This is a genomic window from Paraburkholderia sp. J8-2 (genome assembly GCF_905220195.1).
GTDB lineage: Bacteria > Pseudomonadota > Gammaproteobacteria > Burkholderiales > Burkholderiaceae > Paraburkholderia.
This window is the reverse complement of record NZ_CAJMZA010000037.1, coordinates 22817-43832: the sequence shown is the minus strand read 5'-3', so window position 1 is coordinate 43832 and position 21016 is coordinate 22817. Positions and strand designations below refer to the sequence as shown.

Sequence of the window (21016 nt, the reverse complement as noted above, 5' to 3'; positions counted from 1 at the left end):
GCCTCCCTGAGCATCATGAAGCGGGAAATCGGTGGCCGGGCATGCGCCCGGCCGCAACCATCACATCGGGAACTACGCTTCGAGCCAGACGTTCTCGGCGAACTTGAAGCCCATGAGGCCCGCAATCGGAATCGAGCCGAGGCCCTTGAGCTTCGTCGTATGCGCGTCGAGCGAGCTCAGGAACATCGGAATGCCGATGCCGCCGTCGCTATGCACGAGCACCTGCATGTCGCCGTAGATCTTCTTGCGCTTGGCGTCGTCGGGCTCGCCGCGCGCCGCCAGCAGCATCTGGTCGAACTTCGGGTCCTTCCAGTTCGCTTCGTTCCACGGCGCGTCCGACTTGAAGAACTGCGTGAAGATCACGTCGGCGCTCGGGCGCGCGTTGATGTTGCCGAAGGTCAGCGGGTGCTTCATCCAGTGGTTCGACCAGTAGCCGTCGCTCGGCGTGCGCACCACTTGGAGGTTCAGGCCCGCCTGCGGCGCGACCTGCTGCAGCAGCATCGCCATTTCGACGGAGCCGTCCGCAGCCGGTGAGGCATAGATCTGCAGCGGCGTGTTGCCGAGCTTCGCCTTCTGGAAATAGAACTTCGCCTTCTGCGGATCGAACGCGCGCTCCGGCAGGCCCGCGAAGTAGTATTTGTTGGTCGGATCGATCGGCTGATCGTTGCCGATCGCGCCGTAGCCAAGGAACACGGCGTTGCGGATCTGCTCGCGGTCGAACAGGTGCATCATGCCGCGGCGGAAATCCGCGTTGCCCGTGATGCCGCCTTCGTCGCGCATGATCAGGTCGGTGTACTGGCCCGTCTTCGTTTCCTTCACCGCGAAGCCCGGCGTGCCCTTGATGCGCGAGGTCGAACGCGGGCTCACCTGATTGATGAGCTGCACGTCGCCAGAAAGCAGCGCGTTCACGCGCGCCGATTCGTCGCCGATGCCGACCAGTTCGATCTCGTCCAGATGCGGCAGGCCCGGCTTCCAGTAGCGCTCGTTGCGCACGACCACCGTGCGCACGCCCGGCGAAAACTCCTTGAGCTTGAACGGACCGGTGCCCACGGCCGTCTTGAAGTCGTTCGTACCGTCCTTGATGATCATGAAGTGCGAGTCGGCGAGGATCACGGGCAGGTCGGCGTTCGCCCCCGTGAGCGTAATCGTCACTTCGTTCGGGCCCGTGGCCTTCACGTCCTGGAACTGGTCGGCGAGCGTCTTGACCTTCGAGGCCACCGCGGGGTCCTTGTGGCGCATGAGCGAGTAGACCACGTCGGCGGGCGCGAGCGTTTTGCCGTCGTGGAACTGCACGCCGCTGCGCAGCTTCACGACCCACACCGTCGCGTCCTTCGTTTCGAGCGACTGCGCGAGCGCCATCTGCGCGCCGAGATGCGAGTCGTACTCGGTCAGCCCGTTGTACACCATGTAGGCGCGCACATAGTCGGTGGACACCGACTCCTTCGCGGGATCGAGCGTATCGGACGCGGACGCCGACTGCGTCGCCACGCGAATCTTGCCGCCCTGCTTCGGCTTTTCCTGCGCGAGCGCCGCGCCGCTCGCGGTGAGCAGGCCCGCGCCCGTCATCGACACCATGCCCCCCGCGACCATGGCGCGAAGGAGGTCGCGGCGCGTGGCGCCGCGCTTCGTCAATGCCTCGAGCCGCACGCCGGGGTGTGCAATGTCTTCAAGCGATTTGTCGATGCTCATGAAACTTCTCCGCGTCTGATGTGGGGGACCGCAGCTCGTATCGAGGCTGTGTTTTATGGAAAAGGCAGTGGAAAAGCAGGGTCAGTAAAAAGCGTCTTTGATCTGGTAGTACGCGCCGACGAGCGGCAAAAACCACGGCTTGCCCGTGTGCCCCGGAATGGCGGGCCAAGCGAAATCGCGCCACGGGTTCGCCGATGTATTGCCGCTCATCACCTCGGCCATCACCTGGCCCATGTGTGTCGACATCTGCGTGCCGTGCCCGCTGTAGCCCATCGAGAACCACATGCCGTCGTGCTGGCCCGCGCGTGGCAAGCGGTCCGCGGTGATATCGACGAGTCCGCCCCAGCAGTAATCGATGCGTACGCTCGCGAGCGCCGGAAAGAGCTGCGCGAGACTGCGCTGGAGGATGCGGCCGCTCTTTGCATCAGAGGGTTGCTCGGATGCGGTGAAGCGCGCCCGACCGCCGAACAGCAGGCGCGAGTCCGGCGTCACGCGAAAGTAGTTGTGCATGAGGCGGCTCGTCGTGTACGAGCGGCGGTTCGGCAACAGCCGTGCGAGTTGCCCGGGCGGCAGCGGTTGCGTCACGACGATGAACGAGCCAACCGGTGCAAGACGCCGCCGATACCACGCGAACGGGCCGTGCCGCGAAGGGCCCGTCGCGATCAATACCTGTTGCGCGCGCAACGTTCCGCGTGACGACTCCACGCGATAGCCGCCGCCCTCCTTCGCGATGGACGTCACGGCAGCGTGCTCGTAGAGCCGCGCGCCGCGCCGTACCGCAGCGTTCGCAAGACCCACTGCGAAGCGGCCCATGTGCATCTGGCCGCCATGCTTGTGCAGCAGTCCGCCATAAAAGCTGTCCGACTCCACCTCGCTGCGAATCTGCTCGCGTCCGATGATCTCGACATCCGGATCGACTTCGCGGCGAATCAGTTCGGCCGTGCGTTCGAGGTGTTCGAGGTGATGCGGCTTCGACGCGAGCTTGAGCTTGCCCGATGCGAGGTAGTCACACTCGATGCCCTCTTCGCGGATCAGCCGCTCCACCGTATCGACGGCAGCCGCATAGGCGCGGTAGCAACCCTGCGCGCGCTCGACGCCCAGTTGAGCGCGCAGCGCCGCATAGTCCTGCGCCACGCCCGTGTTGCACTGGCCGCCGTTGCGCCCGGATGCCCCGCCGCCCATGCGGCCCGCGTCCAGCACCGCGACGCTCGCGCCGCGGCGGCCAAACGCAAGCGCGGCGGATAGCCCCGTGAAGCCGCCGCCGACCACGGCGACGTCCACGCGGCCCTCCACCGGTCCCTCGCTTGCGAGCAGACCGCCAGGGGCGGTATCGAGCCAGTAGGAGTCGAGCTTCATCGGGCGGCCTCGGCTATCTCGTCTCTCACAGACCCAGTTGCGAAGCGAGTTCGCCAATCGTCTCGACTTCGTAGTACTCGTAGTACGGCGTGCCCGGCTCGTGGCCGCGCTTCACGAACGCCTTGTGCTTGATGCCCATGTCGTGCGCCGTCATGAGGTCGTAGCGCAGGCTCGACGAAACGTGCAGCACGTCGCCGGGGTTGCAGTTCAACTGGTCGAACATGTACTCGAAGCCCTGCATGCGCGGCTTGTACGACTGCGCCTGCTGCGCCGTGAACACGCGGTGGAACGGCGCGCCGAGCTTGTCGACGTTGCTCTGGATCTGGTCGTCCGAAGCGTTAGAGAGAATCACGAGCTTGTACTTCTTCGCGAGACGCGAGAGGCCTTCCGGCACGTCCGGATGCGGGCCCCAGGTCGGCACGGCGGTGTAGAACTTTTCGGCTTCGGATTCGATGAACTCGACGTTCATGCGCTTGCAGGCACGGCGCACCGAATTGACGACGACGTCTCGGTACGGCTTCCATGCGCCGAGCACCTCGTCGCGGCGATAGCCGGCGAAGAACGCGACGAACTTCTCGAGTTCGGCGCCCTTGAGGCGGTCGCCGTACATCTCGCGCGCCATGTCGGCCATGCGGAACTTCGTCAGCGTGCCGTAGCAGTCGAACGTGATGTACTTCGGCTCGAAATCGATCATGATGACAATCCTTTCGTGTGATGAACCCGTTTGGGGCTCAGTGGCGAAAACAGGAAGAAGTGCGTCCCTGTGGAAAATTTAAACAGCGCAAAATTTGGGGTTGGCGTCGAATCGTGGGGCCTGCACGGTATAAACCACGCGTTTGCAGGGGCCGGCGCAGCAGATTCTGCGGTGGCGCCATTTCGCGCGTAATAGCCGCATGACCGTGCGTTTTCCTGCGTGATTCGTCGGCGTGGCAGTCGGCATGTCGTCAGCTCCGCGTATCGATCAGCACGCTCTTGAACCGCAGGTGCGCCTCATAGCCCTGGCGGCCGAGATCCTTGCCCATGCCCGAGCGCTTGTAGCCGCCCGTCGGGATCATGAAATCGCTGCTGCGCCCGTAGCGGTTCACCCACACGGTGCCCGCCTCGAGTGCACGCACGAGGCGCAGCGCGCGGCCGAGGTCCGCGGTGTGCACGCCGGCGGCGAGGCCGTATTCGGGATGCGAGGCGAGCGCGAGCGCTTCTTCCTCCGTGTCGAAGGTCTGCACCGTGAGCACGGGGCCGAAGATCTCGGCGCGCACCGCCTCCGTTTGCGGGGTCACACCGGTGAGGATGGTGGGCAGGTAGAACGCGCCCGGCACAGGCGCGTCGGCGCGGCGGCCGCCGCAATACAGCGTGGCGCCTTCGGCCACGCTGCGCTCGACGATGGCTTCGATGCGCGCGGCCTGCGCCTCTGAAATGATGGGCGGCAGCGTCGTGCCCGCAGCCCACGTCGCGCCCGCGCGCAGCGTTGCGAAGGCCTGCTCGATGCGCGACACGAGTTCGTCGGCAATGCCGCGCTCGACCAGCAGCCGCGAACCGGCCACGCACACCTGCCCGGCGTTGCCCGCAATCGCACCGGCGATGCGGCGCGCGACCTCGTCGAGCCTCGGTGCATCGGCAAACACGAGTTGCGGGCTCTTGCCGCCCAGTTCCAGCGTGACCGGCTTCGTGCCGCTTTGTGCGCACGCCGCCATGATCGCGGCGCCCGCGCGCGTCGAGCCGGTGAAGGTCACCTTCGCGACGCCCGGATGACGCACGAGGGCGTCGCCGGTCGTCGCGCCGTCGCCTTGCACAACGTTGAAAATGCCCGGCGGAATGCCCGCTTCGATCGCGAGTTCGGCCAGACGCAGCACGGAGAACGGCGTCATTTCCGAGGGCTTGAGCACCACGGCATTGCCTGCTGCGAGCGCCGGGCCGATTTTCCACGACGCCATGACGAGCGGGAAATTCCACGGTGCGATCGCGCCGACCACGCCGTAGGGCTCGGCGATCGTCATGCCCAGATGGTCGTGATCAGTGGCCACGACCTCGCCGCCGACCTTGTCGGCGAACTCGGCGTAGAAGCGAATGCCTTCCGCCGTGAACGGCACGTCCCAGGCGCACACGTCGCGCACGGGGCGCGTCGAGCCGAGCGCTTCGAGCGGCGCGAGCGTGGCGGTGTCGGCGGCGATCAGGTCGGCGAAGCGGCGCAGGATCCGGGCGCGCTCGCGCGGCGCCATGCGCGCCCAGCCGCTCTCGCGAAATGCGCGCGTGGCGTTCTCGACGGCGCGGTCCACCCGTTGCGCATCGGCGAGCGGCACCGAGGCATAGAACACGCCATCCGATGGCCGCGCAACGCCGATGCGCTCCGCGCCCTCCACGACCCGCTCGCCGCCAATGAAATGGCCGGCTGTTGCGGCCACGGCGGCAGCCACTGCGGCGGGCTCGAACTGGTCCATGACTGGGTTCCCTCGACTTGGTCTCGATGGGAAATATCGTAGGTCCACTGCCGCCGCATATTTCGCCGACAAAAAAGCGCAATCAGCAGAATCGACGCGTTATTGACCGTCCAACCCCGCGTTTTGCATTGCATCACGGGCGAGGCCGGGCGCGTGCCCAGAACAGGAAGATCGTCCTAGTCAGCCTCAGCGGGCAATGCGATAGTCACGGAACGCGTATACAGAATCTGGAGGCCGGCGTGTCCGACCCAAACCCGAACAGCGTCATCACCTACCGTGCCTTCACGGCCGACGATCTGGCCGCCGCGCATGCGTTGTCGACAGCAGTGCGCTGGCGGCACCGCCCCGAAGACTGGCGATTCGCCGCGCGCATCGGCGAAGGCATCGTGGCCGTGGACGAAAGCGGCGCGCTCGTCGGCACGGCTTTCTCCTGGCTGTTCGGTCCTAACGCGGCAACGCTCGGCATGCTGATCGTGAAGCCGAGTCATCAGCGCCGCGGCATTGGGCGGGCCATGATCGAGCACTGGATGCAGGCGCTCGCCTCGCGCACGCTGCTGCTCCATGCGAGCGACACGGGCTGGCCGCTCGTCGAGCGGCTCGGCTTTACACGCATTGGCCGCATTCACCAGCACCAGGGCGCGGCGTTCCAGCCGCCGCTCGTCTCCCTGCCCGCGGGCGAACGGCTGCGCCCGATCGGCGCGAGCGACCGGCCGCGCCTGGTCGAGCTGGCCACGCGCGCAAGCGGCCTTGATCGCTCCGACATGCTGCCCAAACTGCTCGATCAGGCAAGCGGCATCGCGCTCGACCGCGACGGCGAACTGATCGGCTTCGCACTCTTTCGCCGCTTTGGCGACGGCCACGTGATCGGCCCCGTGATCGCCCCCGATTCGCCGGACGCCTGCCGCGCCAAGGCGCTGATCAGCCACTGGCTCGCCTCCAACGCGGGCATGTTCGTGCGTATCGATACGCCTGTCGATCTCGGTCTCTCGGATTGGCTCGAAGGCGTGGGGCTGCCGCTCGTGGATCACATCGAGAAAACGGAGCGTGGTGAGCCGTTGCGCGTCGATGCGCAGTTCAAGCAGTTTGCGATCACGAGCCAGGCGGTGTGGTGAGGGCGCTCGACGGCGCGCTACCACCCGGGCAGCGAACGGACTACCATTGAAGTCTCGTCTCGAGGGTGACGGCTATGGCTACCTATGGTGTCGACGGTGTACGCATCAGTTCCTCAACGGACCGGGTAACCCATGTGCGCTGGGCGCTAATCGACCCCCAGACGCACGATTGGCTTTCGACACCCACCATCTCCGAGGTGGGGACCATCACGAATGACATCCGCTTGGGCGCCGTGGTGTATTCGGTATTTACGCTCGGCGGCATGCGCTTTCTTGGGCCGAAGATCAAGCCGGTGCCGCATCCCAACGGGATCGATGGCATCGATCTGGAAGTGCCGGACGGCAACGTCGAAAAGTCCATCGACGATCTACCGCGCATCTAGCGGTTCGTCGTTGACCCTGCCGATTCCCGATAAGTTGCCGAAAAATTGCCGAAAAGCGCGATGCGCGCGGCGAGGCGCGCATCTGCCGCTTGTCGTCAACCCTGCCCCGGCTGAGCAAATCATTCGGCATGCCGATTATTTGCCCCGGCAATCGACGACTATTGCGAAGTTGTGAGCTTGAGGTTCGGACGCAGGTCGTGCGTGACCGCTTCACGTTGCCCTTTGCGCTGGTCCGACACCTGTTCGATGCCCGTCTTCAGCACCTCTTCGCAAAACGCAATTCGCGTGCGGTAGTACTCGGCCTGCAATTGCGCATCGAGAACCCGCTGTTCAGCCTGGAACAGCGCCATACGCAATTCACCCAGCGCGCGTTGAGCCTGCTTCTCCGGCGTTGCGGCATTGTGGGCAATCAAGTTTGAAAGCCAATGCAACATGGATAAGCCCCCCTGTCTTCGATTTCACGCGTCAAGTTTGATAACTGCCCGAACCGTCGCTGAGAAAAGACTATCAGAGGCGAAGAAAACCAGTGTGTGCACAAACGAACGTGTTGTATAAACGATGCAAAACGGCCATAGCGCGACTCACTTTCGTCACACGTTTTCTTCATGCGCTTTCTTCACAAATAGGGAGCGATGTATATCCGTGCCAGGTCAGTCATGACTCACCGCGTTCGCACACTCGCGTTTTGCATAGCGCTCGCGTTACTGGGTCCCGACGCGTGTCTGGCGGACCAGGTGAAGGTCATGATGTCGGGCTGGTTTGCGCCGGCGTATCGCGAGCTCGGCCCGCTATTCGAGGACGAGACCGGCAATACATTGCTCACGGTATGGGGGGCCGCGGCAGGCACGGCCCTGACTGCCATTCCCGTGCGGTTTGCGCGTGGCGAATGGGCCGACGTGCTGATCGTGGTCAGCTACGCGCTCGACGATCAAATTCACGCGGGTAATGTCGTGCCCGGCAGCAGGGTGGACTTCGCGCGCTCGCCAATCGGCATGGTGGTGCGTGAAGGTGCGCCGAAACCGGACATCAGTTCTGTCGACGCTTTGCGCCGCACGTTGCTTGAGGCGAAGTCGATTGTTTATCCGCAAAGCGCGAGTGGCGCGTATATCGCCAACGAGCTGTTTTCGCGTCTGGGCATTGAAGCGCGTGTGAAAAGCAAGAGCCGCATGGTGCCCGCCGAACGGGTCGCCACTGTCGTTGCAAGCGGCGGCGCGGAGATCGGCTTGCAGCAGGTCGTGGAGCTGTTGCCGGTGAAGGGAGTGACGGTGGTCGGCAGTTTGCCCGCGGAATTGCAGAGTTACGTGGTGTACTCCGGGGGCATCGCCGCCACGGCAAAGAATCCGGCCGGCGCAGAGGCGCTGATCCGCTTTTTGTCTTCGCCGGATGCAGCGCCCGCGATTATGCGCAGCGGGCTCGAACCGATCACGGCGCCGCAGCCGTTGCCGGCGCTGCCGCCGCAACCGCAACCGCAATTGCAACCACAGCCGCAGCCACTGCCGAACTGAGCAAAAGCCGCAGTGCTGCCGTAGAGCCATCAGCCATCGTTGGCGGCTAGCTCGCCGCCATCCCTTTTTCCGCCAGTTCCTTTTTCGCGCTCTCGTTCTTGGTCAAGTGCGTGAGGCCCATGCCGCGCAACACGTTCGGCGCTTTGGTGTACTGGATATTGTCATAGCCCACGATCTCGATGCGATTGCCCCAAGGGTCGCGAAAATCCAGAAACGGACCGTCGAGCAGCTTCACGCCCGCAGCCTTCAGGGCGGCGCGCGCCGCCTCCTTGTCATCGACAACGAGGCCGAGATGGCGGCCGTCGTCTGCGGGCTGTTTGCGCCCCGCCTGCAACGCGATGAATTGATCGCCGAGATCGATGAAGGCCATCGTCTTGCTCTTGCCGCGCAACTGAAAGTCGAAGATGCGGCCATAGAAAGCCAGCGCTTGCTCGATATCGCCAACTTCCAGCGCGACGTGATTGAAACCGATCGCGCGCGGCTTGGTGGTTGTGGTGTCAACCATTTCACTCTCCTCCTGCAACCCGTGCATTGCGTTCACAAACTCGCCAGGCACTCGCTTCCCGGCGAGACACCTCAAGTATGGGGATTGAAGTCGCCTGACACTAGCCTGTCAAACAGGATTTGTTCGATCCATTTCTGGACAAATATCGCGGCCGATCCGGCACGTGTGCCAAGCGTAGCCTATGATGGTTCGTGCGCATTGAGTCGGCAAACCATGAGGACACCATGGACAGGACAGAGCGGACCATCAAGTGGCGCAGTTTGCCAAATGTAAGCAGCGGCGTGATTGAGCCGCGTAATCCATTGCCCGCAGTCTGTGACGTGTCGGTTACGAACGTCTGCAACGCCGCATGCGACTTCTGCGGCTTTTCGCGCGAGAAGAAGTTAGCCGGTCCGCGCCGCTATATCGATCCTGACGCATTCGCGCGCGCCATGCCCATGCTGCGCAAACGCAAGATTCGCTACATGACGCTGCAAGGCGGTGAGCCGCTGGTTCACCCGCAAATCGAATCGCTCGTAGCGTCGGCCACGCAAGCCGGCATCCAGTGCGGCGTGATTACGAACGGCTGGTTCCTCCCTCGACACATCAAACAACTGGCTGCCGCGGGCCTCAAGCGTCTCCTGATATCGATCGATAGCGCGGACATGCGCGAGCACGAGCGCAATCGCGGCCTGCCAGGCCTCGAAGGCCGCATCTGCGAGGGCATCGCTCAAGCCCATGCATTCGGCATTCCGGTCTGTGCGACGGTTACGGTAAGCCATCTGGTTCATTACGAATCGCTTCCCGAGACGCTCGAACGGCTGGGTTTCGATTCCGTGGTGTTTTCCTATCCAAGGCGTGACGCATTCGGTTCCACATCGCTCGTGTACGACGAAAATTCGAAGCTCGTCGACCTCAGCCGCGACGAGCTACTCGACGCATTGAGTGCAATCGAGCGCCTCAAAAAGCACTTTCGCGTGATGGACCCGAGCGCCGCACTGAACGAGGTTGCGAGGTTCGTGCGCGGCGAACAGCAACTCATTCCGTGTATTGCCGGCAGCAAGTATTTTTATATCGACTGGAATCTCGACGTCTGGCGTTGCGAGCCGTGGCATGAGCCCATGGGCTCGGTCTTCGACCTGGACCGCCTGCCCGATCAGCGGGAGCCCTGTAATGCCTGCATGATGGGGTGCTACCGGCATGCCAGCGTCCTGATGCACGGCGCGATGGGCGTAACTGAGTCCGTGTATGCGCTGGGCAGGGGCGAGCTTCGCACTGCTGTCAGCTTGTTGTTTCAGCGCGGCGTTGCGTATTCGCTGTGGGCGCTGGCCACTGAAGAATTGCCTCGAACCGCGCTTGCCGCATTGGCAGGAAGGACAGGCCCACGGCGGTCCTCGCCGCAAAGCGCATGAATGAAAGTTACGGGCAGGCCATCGTCATTGTGAATGGCCCGCCGTTCGCCGCTGGGGCGCTCACTGCTTGCGCTTAAACGCTCAACGCAGACAGTCGCTCGACAATCTCATCGAACGAAGGCCGCATCTCGACCTGCTCTGCGAAACAGTCGGCGATTAGCGCATCGAACCCGGCGGCATGCTCATGCGCTTCGCCGGCCAAACGTTGCGCGAGTTCTTCGAGCAGGCAGCCGAACGCACGCACCTCGATACGTTCGAGTGCCTGCGCCTGTGCGCGATCGTCGATATCGTGCAGCGACGCCGCGCCGAAGTCGCCGAGCAATACGTGCCCCGCACCGTCGTGCAGGATGTTGTGCGCATAGAGATCGCCGTGCATGATCCCGCGCCCATGCAAATGCCGCGCCGCCGAAGCAATGCCGCGCGCGATCTGCCACGCCACCGGCCTGTCGAACCGGACATCGGGCGCGTAGATGTCGCGCGTGCATGAGTCGAGGCTCGGAGGCCCGGCGAGATTGCCGAACGACGGATGGATCAGCTCCATCACGAGGCCATGCTCGCCCAGCGGATGTCCCGTGGCTTTGCCGAGCACCGGAATGAGGTTCGGGTGCGAGCCTGCTTGCAGACACGCGGCCATTTCCAGTTCCGGCAAACCGTCGCTAGTCACCGCGCCCTTGAACAGCTTGACGGCGACCGCTTCCACCGGATGCCCGTCGCGCAGAAGACGCGTCGCGCGATGCGTCACGCCCGATGCACCCTCGCCAAGCGTTTGTCCGAGTGCGAGCGTGTGCCAGTCGATATCGGGCACCGGTGAGTCAGCGAGCGCCACCTGCTCGCGCATGGTATTGAGCGGATTGCCCGCGTAGGCGAGCCACGCGAGGCGCGGCAGGCGCAACAGCCAGTCGGGCAAGGCGTCGAGCCGGTTCGCCGCGATCCGCAGCAGTTCGAGGCGGCTGCAAGCGGCCATCGTTTCAGGCAGCGCGCGCAGCCGGTTGCCGGCGAGCATCAGCTTCTGCAGATTCGGACGTTCGCCGATTTCGGGTGGCAATGCGTCGACCTCGTTATCGGTCAGGATCAGCCAACGCAATTGCGGCGGCAGCGCACTGCCTGAAACGCGGCGGATGCGGTTCGCCTTGAAGCCGACCATGCTCAGCGACTCGCACTCGCCAAGTACGGGCGGCAACTCGGTGAACGGGTTATTCGAGGCGAACAGAATGCGCAGATGCCGCAGCCTCGCCAGGTCGTGCGGCAGCGACGTGAGCGCGTTGCCCGAGAGGTCGAGCACCTCCAGGGTGTCGGCGAGATCGAAGATCTCGCGCGGAAATTCGGTCAACCCGCAGGCGAGCTTGAGCTGTCGCGCGCCGGCGAGTTGACCGTCACGCAGTTGTTCGAGGGTAGCGGTCTTCACGCGTGGATTGAATGGGAAATGGCAAGGAAATCGCGAATGCCGGTGCTCATCGTGCGCATGGCGCTCAGGGCAGCGGCGAATATCGCAATTCTAGCGGGTCGCGTGCTGTGACCGCATTTTGCCTCGCAAGCGTCAGGAATGCGCCTGGCTGCTTGCGGCGGCTTGCTCATGCACGCTCGTCGCTGACCAGCCGCCGCCCAGCACCTTGTACAGCGTGACCTGATTCGACAGCTTCGCCAGCTCGTCGGTCACCAGCTGCTCCTGCGCCGTGTAGAGCGTGCGTTGCGCGGTCAGCAAGGTCAGGAAGCTGTCGGTGCCGGCCTTGTAGCGCGCCTGCGCGAGATCGTAGTAATCCTGCGCCGCTTTCACGTACTCGCGATCCGCCGCGACCTGATCGACATAGGTCGCGCGCCCCGCCAGTGCGTTCGATACTTCCTTGAACGCCGTCTGGATCGCCTTTTCGTAGTCGGCTACGTCGATATCCTTCTCGATCTTCGCAACGTCGAGCGACGCCTTGTTGCTGCCGTAATCGAAGATCGGCATCGTGATCGTCGGCGCGAACGACCATGCGCCCGTGCTCGCCTTGAACAGCTGCGAGAGGCTCGTGCTGGCCGTGCCGGCGCTCGCAGTCAGCTCGATCTTGGGAAAGAACGCCGCACGCGCGGCGCCGATATTGGCGTTCGCGGCCTTCAGCGTATGCTCGGCCTCGATGATATCGGGCCGGCGCGCAAGCAAGTCGGACGGAATGCCCGCATCGACGTCGGCGAACATGGCGTCGCTATCCAGCAGCGTGGGCCCCGTGCCAAAGTCATCCGGCAACGGGCAGCCAATTTCGGCGATCAGATTGTTGCGGTCCTGCGCGACCGCGCGCGTGTACGAGGCTACGCTCGCACGCGCGCTCGCAAGCGACGTTTGCGCCTCACGCACGTCCTGAAGCGACGCACTGCCGATCTTCATCATGCTCACCGTGAGATCGTAAGTGCTCTGGTTAGCCGTGGCGGTGTCGGTCGAGACTTTCAGCAAGGTCTCGTCGGAGAGCAATTGCAGGTAGTCGGTCGCAACATCTGCCACGAGCGAAAGCTGCGTGCTCGTGCGCGAGGCCTGCGTCGACAGATAGTTTTCGAGCGCCTGGCGCTTCAGGCTTCGAATGCGCCCGAAGAAGTCGATTTCCCACGACGTCGTGCCGACCGAAACGGTATTCGAGTGGCTCACCGCGCCATCGGTACGCGTATTCGTGACCGAGCCGCCGGCGTCGATCGTCGGCGCCAGTTCCGCGCGCGTGATGCGGTACTGCGCCTCGTACTCGGCCACCTGCAGCGCCGCGACGCGCAGGTCGCGATTGTGGTCGAGCGCGAGCGCGATCAACTCCTGCAGTTTCGGGTCCTTGAAGTAGTCGCGCCAGCCGACGTCAGCGGCGTTCGGCGCCGTAGATGATGCGGGCGCCGCAGCTGCCGATGCGCCCGCATCGTACGCGGCGCCCGTTGGCCACGCGGTAGCGACCGGCGCCGCGGGACGCTGATAAACCGGGTCGAGAGAACACGCGCTCAATACTGCCGCGCAGAGCACCGATAAAAGCTTCAATTTCATTCATGATCCTTTGCGGCCGGCGTGGCTTCGCCATGTTCCTTGAACAGCTTGCGCACCACAATGAAGAACACGGGCACGAAGAAAATGGCGAGCGCCGTTGCCGCGATCATGCCGCCGGCCACGCCGGTTCCGATCGCATGGCGCGCGGCCGAGCCCGCGCCGGTGCTGATCACGAGCGGCAGCACGCCGAACACGAAAGCGAGCGACGTCATGAGAATCGGCCGCAAACGCTGATGCGCCGCTTCGAGCGTGGCCTCGACGAGTCCGCGGCCCTGCGCCTGCAGGTCCTTCGCGAATTCGACGATCAGAATCGCGTTCTTCGTGGCCAGACCGATGGTCGTCAGCAGACCGACCTTGAAATACACGTCGTTCGACAGGCCACGCATATGCGCGCCCAGCAGCGCGCCCAGCACGCCGATCGGCACCACGAGAATGACGGCGAGCGGCACCGACCAGCTTTCGTACAGCCCCGCGAGGCAGAGAAACACCACGATCAGCGAAATGGCGTACAGGTACGTGGCCTGGGAACCCGCGAGCACTTCCTGATACGACTGCCCCGTCCACTCGATACCGAAACCGGTGGGCAGCTGCTTCGCGAGATTTTCGACGGCGGCCATTGCCTGGCCCGTGCTCACACCGGGTGCCGGCTGGGCGCTCATTTGCATCGCCAGTTCGCGGTTGTAGCGTTCGATCTGCGGCGGCCCGAACGTCCAGCGCGTGGTGGCGAACGCGGAGAACGGCACCATCTGGCCGTCATAGCCCGAAGTCGTCGTCGTCGACGTCGATGTCGTACTCGAAGATGAGCTCGACGACGAACTTGAGGATGACGAAGTACTCGACGACGACGAATCCGCGCGCACGTACCACTGCCCGATGTCGTCCGGCATCATGCGGTACGGCGCGTCAGCCTGCACGTAGACCTTCTGGATACGCCCGGTATCGATGTAGTTGTTCACGTATGCCGAGCCGAACGCCGTGGAAATCGTCGTGTCGACATCGGCGATCGACAGCCCGAGCGCACTCGCCTTCTCGCGGTCGATATCGACGTAAAGCTGCGGCGTATCTTCGAGGCCCGCCGGACGCGTCATCGCAAGCGAAGGATCCTTCGCAGCCAGCGCGAGGAACTGGTTGCGCGCTTTCAGCAGCTTGTCGTGTCCCTGGCCCGCACGGTCCTCGATTTCGAAGTCGAGGCCGCTTTGCGTGCCGAGGCCATGAATCGCAGGCTCGTTCATCACGAAGATCTGCGCGTCGCGATTGCTCGCAAAGGCGGCGTTCGCGCGGCTGATCACCGCTTGGGCGCTATCGTTCGAACCGCGCTGGCTCCAGTCCTTCAACTGCACGAATGCGAGCGCGTTGTTCTGCCCTTGCCCGTTGAAGCTGAATCCGTTCACGGCCATCACGTGCGTCACCGCGGGCTGCTTGAGGAAATACTGCTCGACTTGCGCCACGGTCTTCAGCGTCTTCGAAGCCGGCGTGCCGACCGGCGCTGAAATGGACACCATGACCGAGCCCTGGTCCTCTTCCGGCAGATAAGACGAAGGCAGCGTCACGTACAGAATGCCGACCACGCCCGCAATGAGCGCGTAGCCAAGCATCCAGCGCGCCGGTTTCGCCACCACGCGCGCCAGCGTGGCGCTGTAGCGCGCATTGCTCTTCGTGAAGAGGCGGTTGAACGCGCCGAGCAAACCGCGGCTTTGCGCGTGCTCGAGCGCCGACGGGCTCAGCAAGCTCGCGCACAGCGCGGGCGTGAGCGTCATGGCGAGCAGCACCGAGAGCACCATCGCCGACACGATCGTGACCGAAAACTGGCGATAGATCGCCCCGGTGGAGCCGGAGAAGAACGCCATGGGGATGAACACGGCGGTCAGCACGGTCGTCACGCCCACGAGCGCGCCGGTGATCTGGCTCATCGCCTTCTTCGTTGCCGTCTTCGCGTCGAGCTTTTCCTCGGCCATGATCCGCTCGACGTTCTCCACGACGACAATCGCGTCGTCCACGAGCAAGCCGATCGCGAGCACCATGGCGAACATCGAAAGCACGTTGATCGAGAAGCCGATCGCCGACATCACGCCCAGTGTGCCGAGCAGCGCGACCGGCACGACGATGGTCGGAATCAGCGTTGCGCGCAGGTTCTGCAGGAAGAGGTACATCACGAGGAACACGAGGATCACCGCTTCGAAGAGCGTCTTCATGACCTCCTCGATCGAGATCTTCACGAACGGCGTGGAGTCGTACGGATACGCAATGGCCACGTCCTTGGGCAACTGCGGCTGCAGTTCCACGAGCTTGGCGCGCACGGCCTTCGCGACCGCCATGGCGTTCGCGCCGGTCGACAGCTTCACGGCCAGCGCGGCCGCCGGCTTGCCGTCGAGCCGCGACGACGTATCGTACGAGTCGCCGCCCACCTCGACGCGCGCGACGTCCTTGAGCAGGACCTTCGAGCCGTCGCTATTCACGCGCAGGAGAATGCCGCCGAACTGGTCGGCAGTCGTCATCAGGCTCGACGCGGAGATCGTCGCGTTGATCGCCTGCGAGTTCGTAGCAGGCGCACCGCCGAGCTCGCCGACGGAAAGCTGCACGTTCTGGTTGGTGACGGCGGTCGTTACATCGGAAGCGGTCACGCCGAAACTGCGCATCTTCACGGGATCGAGCCAGATGCGCATGGCGTGCTGCGCCCCGAACAGCGTGACGTCGCCCACGCCGTTGATCTGCGTGAGCGGGTCCTCGATCTGCGTGGCGATGACGTTGCCCAGATCGATCGAGTTGAGCGTGCCGCCCGGCGACGACAGCGCGACGATCATCAGAAAGTCGCTCGACGCCTTCGCCACCTGTACGCCCTGCTCCTGCACCGTTTCCGGCAGCGAGGCCGTGGCCTGGGTCACCTTGTTCTGCACCTGCACCTGCGCGATATCCGGGTTGGTGCCCGGCTTGAACGTCAGGTTGATGGTCGCCTGCCCCGCGCCGCTACTCGTCGACGACATGTACAACAGGTTGTCGATGCCGGAGAGCTTCTGCTCGATCACCTGGGTGACGGTCTTCGCAACCGTGTCGGCGGAGGCGCCCGGATAGGTCGCCGTAACCTGCACCGAAGGCGGCGCGATGGTCGGATACTGCTCGATTGGCAGCGTGGTGGTCGCCGCACCGCCGATCAACATGATGACGATCGCGATGACCCACGCGAGGATCGGGCGCTGGATGAAGAAACCTGCCATGCGCCCTCCTTACGACTTTGCCGGAGACGTCGCCGCGGACGTGACCGAGACACCCGAGGCGGCAACGGGCGCGGCCGTATCCGCCGCCACGTGTACCGCCACCCCGGCCTGCACTTTTTGCAGCCCGCTCACGATCACGCGATCGCCGTCCTTCAGGCCGCTCGTGACGATCCATTGGTCCGCATAGGCGCTGTCCGCGCGCACTGCGACCTGCTTCGCGTGCCCGGTTGCATCGACGACCCACACGCTCGCGCCGCCATCCGAAGCGCGCGTGACCGCGAGCTGCGGTACGAGCAGCGCGCTCGTGCTCTCGCCCTCGTCGAGCTGCGCCCGCACGAACATGCCGGGCAGCAGTTCGCCCTCCGGGTTCGGGAAGACCATGCGCAACGTCACCGAGCCCGTTGTCGCGTCCACGGTGATGCCCGAGAACTGCAGCACGCCCGCGTGCGCGTAGGCCGTGCCGTCCTCCATCACGAGTTGCACGGCCGCGCCCTCGCCTGAGCGCTTGAGGCGGCCCGAGGCAAATGCCTTGCGCAAGCGCAGCCAGTCGGCGCTCGAACGCGTGACATCGAGGTACATCTGGTCGTACGCCTGAATGGTGGCGAGCGCCGTGGTCTGCTCCGAGGTGACGAGCGCGCCTTCGGTCACCGAAGAAGCACCGATACGGCCTGAAATAGGCGCCGTGATGCGCGTGTAGCCGAGATTGATCCGTGCCGATTCGAGCGACGCGCGGTCCGCGATCACGTCGGCTTCATCCTCGCGCACGGCCGCGATCGCATCGTCGTTGTCCTGTGCGCTCACGGCGTTGATCTTCACGAGTTGCGCGTAGCGGTCGGCCTTCGTCTTCGCGGAAGCGAGCGTGGCCTCGGCCTTGGCGAGCGTGCCGCGCGCCTGGTCGTAGGTCGCCTGGTAGGTCGCAGGATCGATCTGGTAGAGCACCTGGCCGGCCTTCACGTCCGAGCCTTCAACGAAGAAACGCTTCTGCACGATGCCGCCAATTTGCGGGCGCACATCCGAAACCTTCAGCGCCGAAAGCCGGCCCGAAAGCTCGGCCGTCATCACGATGCGTTGCGGCGCAAGCGTCTTGACGCCGACTTCAACGCTCTGGCCAGCAGGGCCTGCGGAGTGAGCGGGCATCCCGGCGTCGTGACCTTGACAGCCTGCAATCACAATTGCGGTCGAGCAGAAAAGCGCGGCGCTCAAGCGGCGGCTTTTCCTGCTCCATCCATCTCTTGCATGAATCTTTTGTGGCATATATCCCATCGAATCGCGCATTGGAACATGGACAGGCGCGAATGAATTGACTCGCACTACTAAGCGGTTGGAATCGTGAGGCTCAGCATGCTGAGGCCTCAGTGCGCATTACCTTCCAACCCTAAATCCCATGTTCCCGATCACATAACTAAACTGAACGGTATGGTTTATAATAGAACGATTGATGGCTGTCAATTACATTACCCGGTCACGAATGTTTCCATTCGTGACCGGCCGGTGTGTTGAGTGGACGCTCGCGTCCCAGCCAGGAGAGCGAGTCAGGGAGGGAGACTGCATGAGAAAGAAGACGGAAGAAAAGCGCCAATCCATCATCGAAGCCGCGCTGGAGGTGTTCCGGGACGAGGGCTTCGAGCAGGCGTCGATGACGCAAATCGCGGCGCGATCAGGTGCGTCGAAGGCGACGCTCTATAGCTATTTCGAGTCGAAAGAGGCGTTATTTGCTGAAACAATGACGAGCCGCGCCGGAACCGAAATCCGCGATGCCTTCAGTCAGCTGACACTCGATTTGCCGCTAGGCGAGTCGCTCGTCGCGTTCGGGCTCCACTACCTGAGCGCCGTGCTGCAGCCCTCTTTTCTCGCGATACGCCGCCTGTGCCATCAGGAGGTCGACCGCTCGAACGTGGGCCGGATCTTGTACGAATCGGGACCGAAACAGGGCTTGAAGCACGTGCGCGACTTTCTGGCGAGTGCGATCGAGTCGGGCGCGATCCGGCCTTGCGACACGGGCGTCGCGGCGCACCATCTGCTGGCGCTTCTCGAGGCGGAACTGGTCGAACTCGCGACGCTCGGCTATGAAGTGAAAACCTCGCGCGCGAAATTGCTGCAGGTCGTGAACCGGGCGGTCGACGTATTTCTCGCGGGCTACGCGGTGGGGGCGCCACAAGCGAAGCAGAACGGCCCGCTGAACTCGCAATGAGCGCGGGCTTCGCTAGCGCGTGTGCGTGTGCGTGTGCGTGTGCGTGTGCGTGTGCGTGTGCGTGTGCGTGTCAGCAAGGTGCAACATGCGGAATCATCGCAGCCTGCCCATGCAGCACGCCGGCTTCGTCGAGCAGTTGCCAGACCGTTGCGCGCTCGATCCAGAAGCGCTGCCCCGACTTCGTGATACGGATGCCGCGATAGTCTTTCACGAAGCCTTCGCGCGTCACCGAATCGAGAAATGCCTGCCGCTCACTGCGCTCGGGCGCCTGCGCCGAAAGACGCGAAGGCAGCGCCGTGATTTCGTCCCAGTCGTAGCCGAAAATCGCCTGTGCGCGACGATTGCCATACATGAACACGGGGTCTTCCTGCGTGCCGTGCGCAAGCAAACCGAACGGCGCGCGCTCATAGAGCCAGGCCGCGCCTTCTGCATCGCTCATGCCTTCGGGCACGAGCGCAACGCCCAACAGGCGGCGATAGCTATGTGCGAGAAGGCGAAAAAGTTCGGTATCCGTGTGCGGTGACATTCAGACTGGCTCCTTCGAATTGAGCGGTTGCGCGTTGCACAATTCTATCAACCGTGCGCCTATGCGTATCCGTTGTTCCCGCGTAAGCGTGCTTTACCGCCGCGCGCCTCATCGCGCATGGCAGATATTTATTTCGGATCCCATATTATTATTCACAATCCTTCTTATCAGGAATAAGCCTGATCGATCGCGTGTTATGCCTTCCAGATCGCCGATTTCCTTAACGCGGCGATTGCAACTTTCGAAGGGCTACGCAATTGAAAGGCAAACCAGGATCGCTGCGACGCCGGCTTTCCCTGTTGTACATACCGTGGCTGGCCCTCATCGCCATTCCAACCTACGACAGAATCGATCCCATGTGGGACGGCATGCCGTTCTTCTACTGGTATCAACTATTCTGGCTCCTCGGTGGCTGCGTGATTACCGGCATTGTTTTCCTCGCGAGCGACGCGGTCGCATCGAACGAAACGTCAACGCCAGCCCCGGACTCCGCTGCCGAGTCCCCCATGGATGCGCCCCCTCCCCTTTTCGCCGAGTTTCATTTCGAGGCGTTTGAAGGGGAGGCAGATCTCTAATCGGGCAGGCGCGCGTAGCAGGCGAACGAGAAGCGTATTGTGGGTGAGTCAAGCCAGCCGCGCATAGTCATATTTGCCAGAGCCGGCTGGAATAAATGGCTTGCTCGAGCTGTTCTGTGCGATGCGGCGCGCGGCGGCTATCGTGCTCGCCAATTTTCATTTTCGTTTCGATATCGGGTGATTCGCATGACGCTCGTCGTCCTTCTCGTCGCCATTGCCATCGCCACCTGTTTCGCCGCGCTCGAATGGCGGCGCACGAGTCGCGCGCTGTATGCCGCTGCGTTCGCGCTGTTTCTTGCTGTCGGCTGCGGCCCCGTTCCCGCGTGGCTGCTGACGAACCTGCAATCGGCCTATGCGGTGCATCCAACGGTGCAATGGAGCAAACGAAACGCCATCGTCGTGCTCGGCGCAGGCACGCAAAAGATCCCCCGTGCCGGGGTCGTCGAGCCGGGGATATTCTCGTACTCGCGTATCGTTGAAGCCGCCGCGCTCTATCGTGATTGCCGAATGACAGGCGCGGACTGCAAGGTCATCGTGAGCGGCGGCGATCCGCGCCATAACGGCGAGTCGGAAGCTTCGGTGTATCGAGCCGCGTTGCTTCGGCTCGGCGTCAAGTCCGCCGATGTGCTCAGCGAGCCCGACAGCATGAACACATGGCAAAACGCCCAGTTCACCCGCGCCTTGCTGCAGCGATACCAGCCGGACGAAATTCTGCTGGTGTCGTCGGCCATCCATCTGAAGCGGAGCACGCTTTATTTTTCGCACTTCGGTGTCGACGCCATTCCGGTGCGTGCCGACTATCTACGCGCCGTTCTGTCGCCACTGCCGCTTTCGTACAACTTCGTGCTCGCCGATATTGCGCTCCATGAATACGCTGGCATTGCGCGTTACACGCTCTACAACATGCTGGGCCTGAACGCTGCGTAACGGAAACGATGCCAAACGGCGACAGTCACTTTAATAAGCATTCCACATTAAGTTGCAAAGCCCCGCGATGCACAGCAGCACAGGCTTTCAGAATGACTCGCGAATAGTCGGACTTTTTTTTGGCAATCGCAATGTCCCGGCGCGGCTCGAAAACGATGTCGGCAACGGCTTACGTATGACGAAAGACGACGTAATGCGCCAATACTAAAGAAGGTCC

Annotated in this window: 18 protein-coding genes; 7 read left to right on the top strand and 11 right to left on the bottom strand. The window is 63.4% G+C overall.

The features are described 5' to 3' along the window. Nucleotides 1–72 precede the first annotated feature (72 nt). The 4 genes from U5A52_RS38020 to U5A52_RS38005 all read right to left on the bottom strand — a co-directional run bounded on the left by U5A52_RS38020 (nucleotide 73) and on the right by U5A52_RS38005 (nucleotide 5480). Nucleotides 73–1689 (bottom strand): ABC transporter substrate-binding protein, encoded by a 1617-nt coding sequence (locus tag U5A52_RS38020; RefSeq protein WP_321913387.1) that lies wholly within the window; start codon nucleotides 1687–1689, stop codon nucleotides 73–75. Nucleotides 1690–1770: 81 nt separating this feature from the next. Further along, nucleotides 1771–3045, bottom strand: coding sequence for an FAD-dependent oxidoreductase (locus U5A52_RS38015; RefSeq protein WP_321939251.1), 1275 nt, complete (start codon nucleotides 3043–3045; stop codon nucleotides 1771–1773). A 25-nt stretch (nucleotides 3046–3070) separates the two neighbouring features. Then, nucleotides 3071–3739: a haloacid dehalogenase type II gene (locus U5A52_RS38010; RefSeq protein WP_321913385.1), complete on the bottom strand. Its 669-nt coding sequence runs from the start codon at nucleotides 3737–3739 to the stop codon at nucleotides 3071–3073. Nucleotides 3740–3989: 250 nt separating this feature from the next. Then, entirely contained in the window at nucleotides 3990–5480 is a 1491-nt protein-coding gene (locus tag U5A52_RS38005; protein ID WP_321939249.1) for an aldehyde dehydrogenase family protein, read from the bottom strand. A gap of 239 nt (nucleotides 5481–5719) precedes the next feature. Between U5A52_RS38005 and U5A52_RS38000 the strand changes: the two genes are divergently transcribed. Together U5A52_RS38000 and U5A52_RS37995 are read left to right on the top strand one after the other, a co-directional pair. After that, entirely contained in the window at nucleotides 5720–6592 is an 873-nt protein-coding gene (locus U5A52_RS38000; RefSeq protein ID WP_321913383.1) for a GNAT family N-acetyltransferase, read from the top strand. Nucleotides 6593–6666: 74 nt separating this feature from the next. Continuing rightward, the gene (locus U5A52_RS37995; RefSeq protein ID WP_321913382.1) at nucleotides 6667–6975 is read left to right on the top strand and encodes a hypothetical protein; all 309 of its coding nucleotides are present in this window, start codon (nucleotides 6667–6669) and stop codon (nucleotides 6973–6975) included. A 158-nt stretch (nucleotides 6976–7133) separates the two neighbouring features. Here the strand turns inward: U5A52_RS37995 and U5A52_RS37990 are convergent, their stop codons facing one another. Further along, the gene (locus U5A52_RS37990; RefSeq protein WP_321913381.1) at nucleotides 7134–7409 is read right to left on the bottom strand and encodes a hypothetical protein; all 276 of its coding nucleotides are present in this window, start codon (nucleotides 7407–7409) and stop codon (nucleotides 7134–7136) included. Between the two features lie 222 nt (nucleotides 7410–7631). On the opposite strand from U5A52_RS37990, the gene U5A52_RS37985 reads away from it, so the two are divergent. Then, on the top strand, nucleotides 7632–8480 hold the full coding sequence (locus U5A52_RS37985; RefSeq protein ID WP_321939247.1) for a substrate-binding domain-containing protein: 849 nt from the start codon (nucleotides 7632–7634) through the stop codon (nucleotides 8478–8480). A 46-nt stretch (nucleotides 8481–8526) separates the two neighbouring features. Here U5A52_RS37985 and U5A52_RS37980 read toward each other — a convergent pair whose 3' ends face one another. Further along, the gene (locus U5A52_RS37980; RefSeq protein WP_321939245.1) at nucleotides 8527–8985 is read right to left on the bottom strand and encodes a VOC family protein; all 459 of its coding nucleotides are present in this window, start codon (nucleotides 8983–8985) and stop codon (nucleotides 8527–8529) included. Nucleotides 8986–9305: 320 nt separating this feature from the next. Here U5A52_RS37980 and U5A52_RS37975 point away from each other — a divergent pair, with 320 nt between their 5' ends. Beyond that, complete coding sequence (locus U5A52_RS37975) at nucleotides 9306–10376, top strand: radical SAM protein (protein ID WP_321939242.1); 1071 nt, start codon at nucleotides 9306–9308, stop codon at nucleotides 10374–10376. A gap of 73 nt (nucleotides 10377–10449) precedes the next feature. Here the strand turns inward: U5A52_RS37975 and U5A52_RS37970 are convergent, their stop codons facing one another. From U5A52_RS37970 to U5A52_RS37955, 4 genes are all read right to left on the bottom strand, one after another. After that, nucleotides 10450–11781: a leucine-rich repeat-containing protein kinase family protein gene (locus tag U5A52_RS37970; RefSeq protein ID WP_321939241.1), complete on the bottom strand. Its 1332-nt coding sequence runs from the start codon at nucleotides 11779–11781 to the stop codon at nucleotides 10450–10452. A gap of 132 nt (nucleotides 11782–11913) precedes the next feature. Beyond that, the gene (locus U5A52_RS37965) at nucleotides 11914–13368 is read right to left on the bottom strand and encodes an efflux transporter outer membrane subunit (protein ID WP_321939240.1); all 1455 of its coding nucleotides are present in this window, start codon (nucleotides 13366–13368) and stop codon (nucleotides 11914–11916) included. Next, the gene (locus U5A52_RS37960) at nucleotides 13365–16580 is read right to left on the bottom strand and encodes an efflux RND transporter permease subunit (RefSeq protein WP_321939238.1); all 3216 of its coding nucleotides are present in this window, start codon (nucleotides 16578–16580) and stop codon (nucleotides 13365–13367) included. Before U5A52_RS37960 ends, U5A52_RS37965 begins: the two co-directional genes overlap by 4 nt. 9 nt (nucleotides 16581–16589) lie before the next feature. Then, nucleotides 16590–17834, bottom strand: coding sequence for an efflux RND transporter periplasmic adaptor subunit (locus tag U5A52_RS37955; protein WP_415774118.1), 1245 nt, complete (start codon nucleotides 17832–17834; stop codon nucleotides 16590–16592). Between the two features lie 295 nt (nucleotides 17835–18129). On the opposite strand from U5A52_RS37955, the gene U5A52_RS37950 reads away from it, so the two are divergent. Then, entirely contained in the window at nucleotides 18130–18771 is a 642-nt protein-coding gene (locus tag U5A52_RS37950) for a TetR/AcrR family transcriptional regulator (protein ID WP_321939233.1), read from the top strand. Nucleotides 18772–18841: 70 nt separating this feature from the next. On the opposite strand, the gene U5A52_RS37945 is transcribed toward U5A52_RS37950, so the two are convergent. Continuing rightward, a complete protein-coding gene (locus U5A52_RS37945; protein ID WP_321939232.1) occupies nucleotides 18842–19297 on the bottom strand; it encodes an MEKHLA domain-containing protein in 456 nt (151 codons plus the stop codon). Between the two features lie 257 nt (nucleotides 19298–19554). Here U5A52_RS37945 and U5A52_RS37940 point away from each other — a divergent pair, with 257 nt between their 5' ends. Both U5A52_RS37940 and U5A52_RS37935 read left to right on the top strand, forming a co-directional pair. After that, entirely contained in the window at nucleotides 19555–19872 is a 318-nt protein-coding gene (locus U5A52_RS37940; RefSeq protein WP_321939230.1) for a DUF3311 domain-containing protein, read from the top strand. A 186-nt stretch (nucleotides 19873–20058) separates the two neighbouring features. After that, nucleotides 20059–20799 carry a YdcF family protein gene (locus tag U5A52_RS37935; protein ID WP_321939228.1) on the top strand — a complete coding sequence of 247 codons (741 nt, stop codon included), beginning with the start codon at nucleotides 20059–20061 and terminating at the stop codon, nucleotides 20797–20799. Nucleotides 20800–21016: the final 217 nt, after the last annotated feature.

What these genes read in the sequence shown, in the direction of transcription:
- U5A52_RS38020 (WP_321913387.1), bottom strand. Translation starts at nt 1,689, where the DNA reads ATGAGCATCGACAAATCGCTTGAAGACATTGCACACCCCGGCGTGCGG.
- U5A52_RS38015 (WP_321939251.1), bottom strand. Translation starts at nt 3,045, where the DNA reads ATGAAGCTCGACTCCTACTGGCTCGATACCGCCCCTGGCGGTCTGCTC.
- U5A52_RS38010 (WP_321913385.1), bottom strand. Translation starts at nt 3,739, where the DNA reads ATGATCGATTTCGAGCCGAAGTACATCACGTTCGACTGCTACGGCACG.
- U5A52_RS38005 (WP_321939249.1), bottom strand. Translation starts at nt 5,480, where the DNA reads ATGGACCAGTTCGAGCCCGCCGCAGTGGCTGCCGCCGTGGCCGCAACA.
- U5A52_RS37995 (WP_321913382.1), top strand. Translation starts at nt 6,667, where the DNA reads ATGGCTACCTATGGTGTCGACGGTGTACGCATCAGTTCCTCAACGGAC.
- U5A52_RS37990 (WP_321913381.1), bottom strand. Translation starts at nt 7,409, where the DNA reads ATGTTGCATTGGCTTTCAAACTTGATTGCCCACAATGCCGCAACGCCG.
- U5A52_RS37985 (WP_321939247.1), top strand. Translation starts at nt 7,632, where the DNA reads ATGACTCACCGCGTTCGCACACTCGCGTTTTGCATAGCGCTCGCGTTA.
- U5A52_RS37980 (WP_321939245.1), bottom strand. Translation starts at nt 8,985, where the DNA reads ATGGTTGACACCACAACCACCAAGCCGCGCGCGATCGGTTTCAATCAC.
- U5A52_RS37965 (WP_321939240.1), bottom strand. Translation starts at nt 13,368, where the DNA reads ATGAAATTGAAGCTTTTATCGGTGCTCTGCGCGGCAGTATTGAGCGCG.
- U5A52_RS37960 (WP_321939238.1), bottom strand. Translation starts at nt 16,580, where the DNA reads ATGGCAGGTTTCTTCATCCAGCGCCCGATCCTCGCGTGGGTCATCGCG.
- U5A52_RS37955 (WP_415774118.1), bottom strand. Translation starts at nt 17,834, where the DNA reads ATGCCACAAAAGATTCATGCAAGAGATGGATGGAGCAGGAAAAGCCGC.
- U5A52_RS37950 (WP_321939233.1), top strand. Translation starts at nt 18,130, where the DNA reads ATGAGAAAGAAGACGGAAGAAAAGCGCCAATCCATCATCGAAGCCGCG.
- U5A52_RS37945 (WP_321939232.1), bottom strand. Translation starts at nt 19,297, where the DNA reads ATGTCACCGCACACGGATACCGAACTTTTTCGCCTTCTCGCACATAGC.
- U5A52_RS37935 (WP_321939228.1), top strand. Translation starts at nt 20,059, where the DNA reads ATGACGCTCGTCGTCCTTCTCGTCGCCATTGCCATCGCCACCTGTTTC.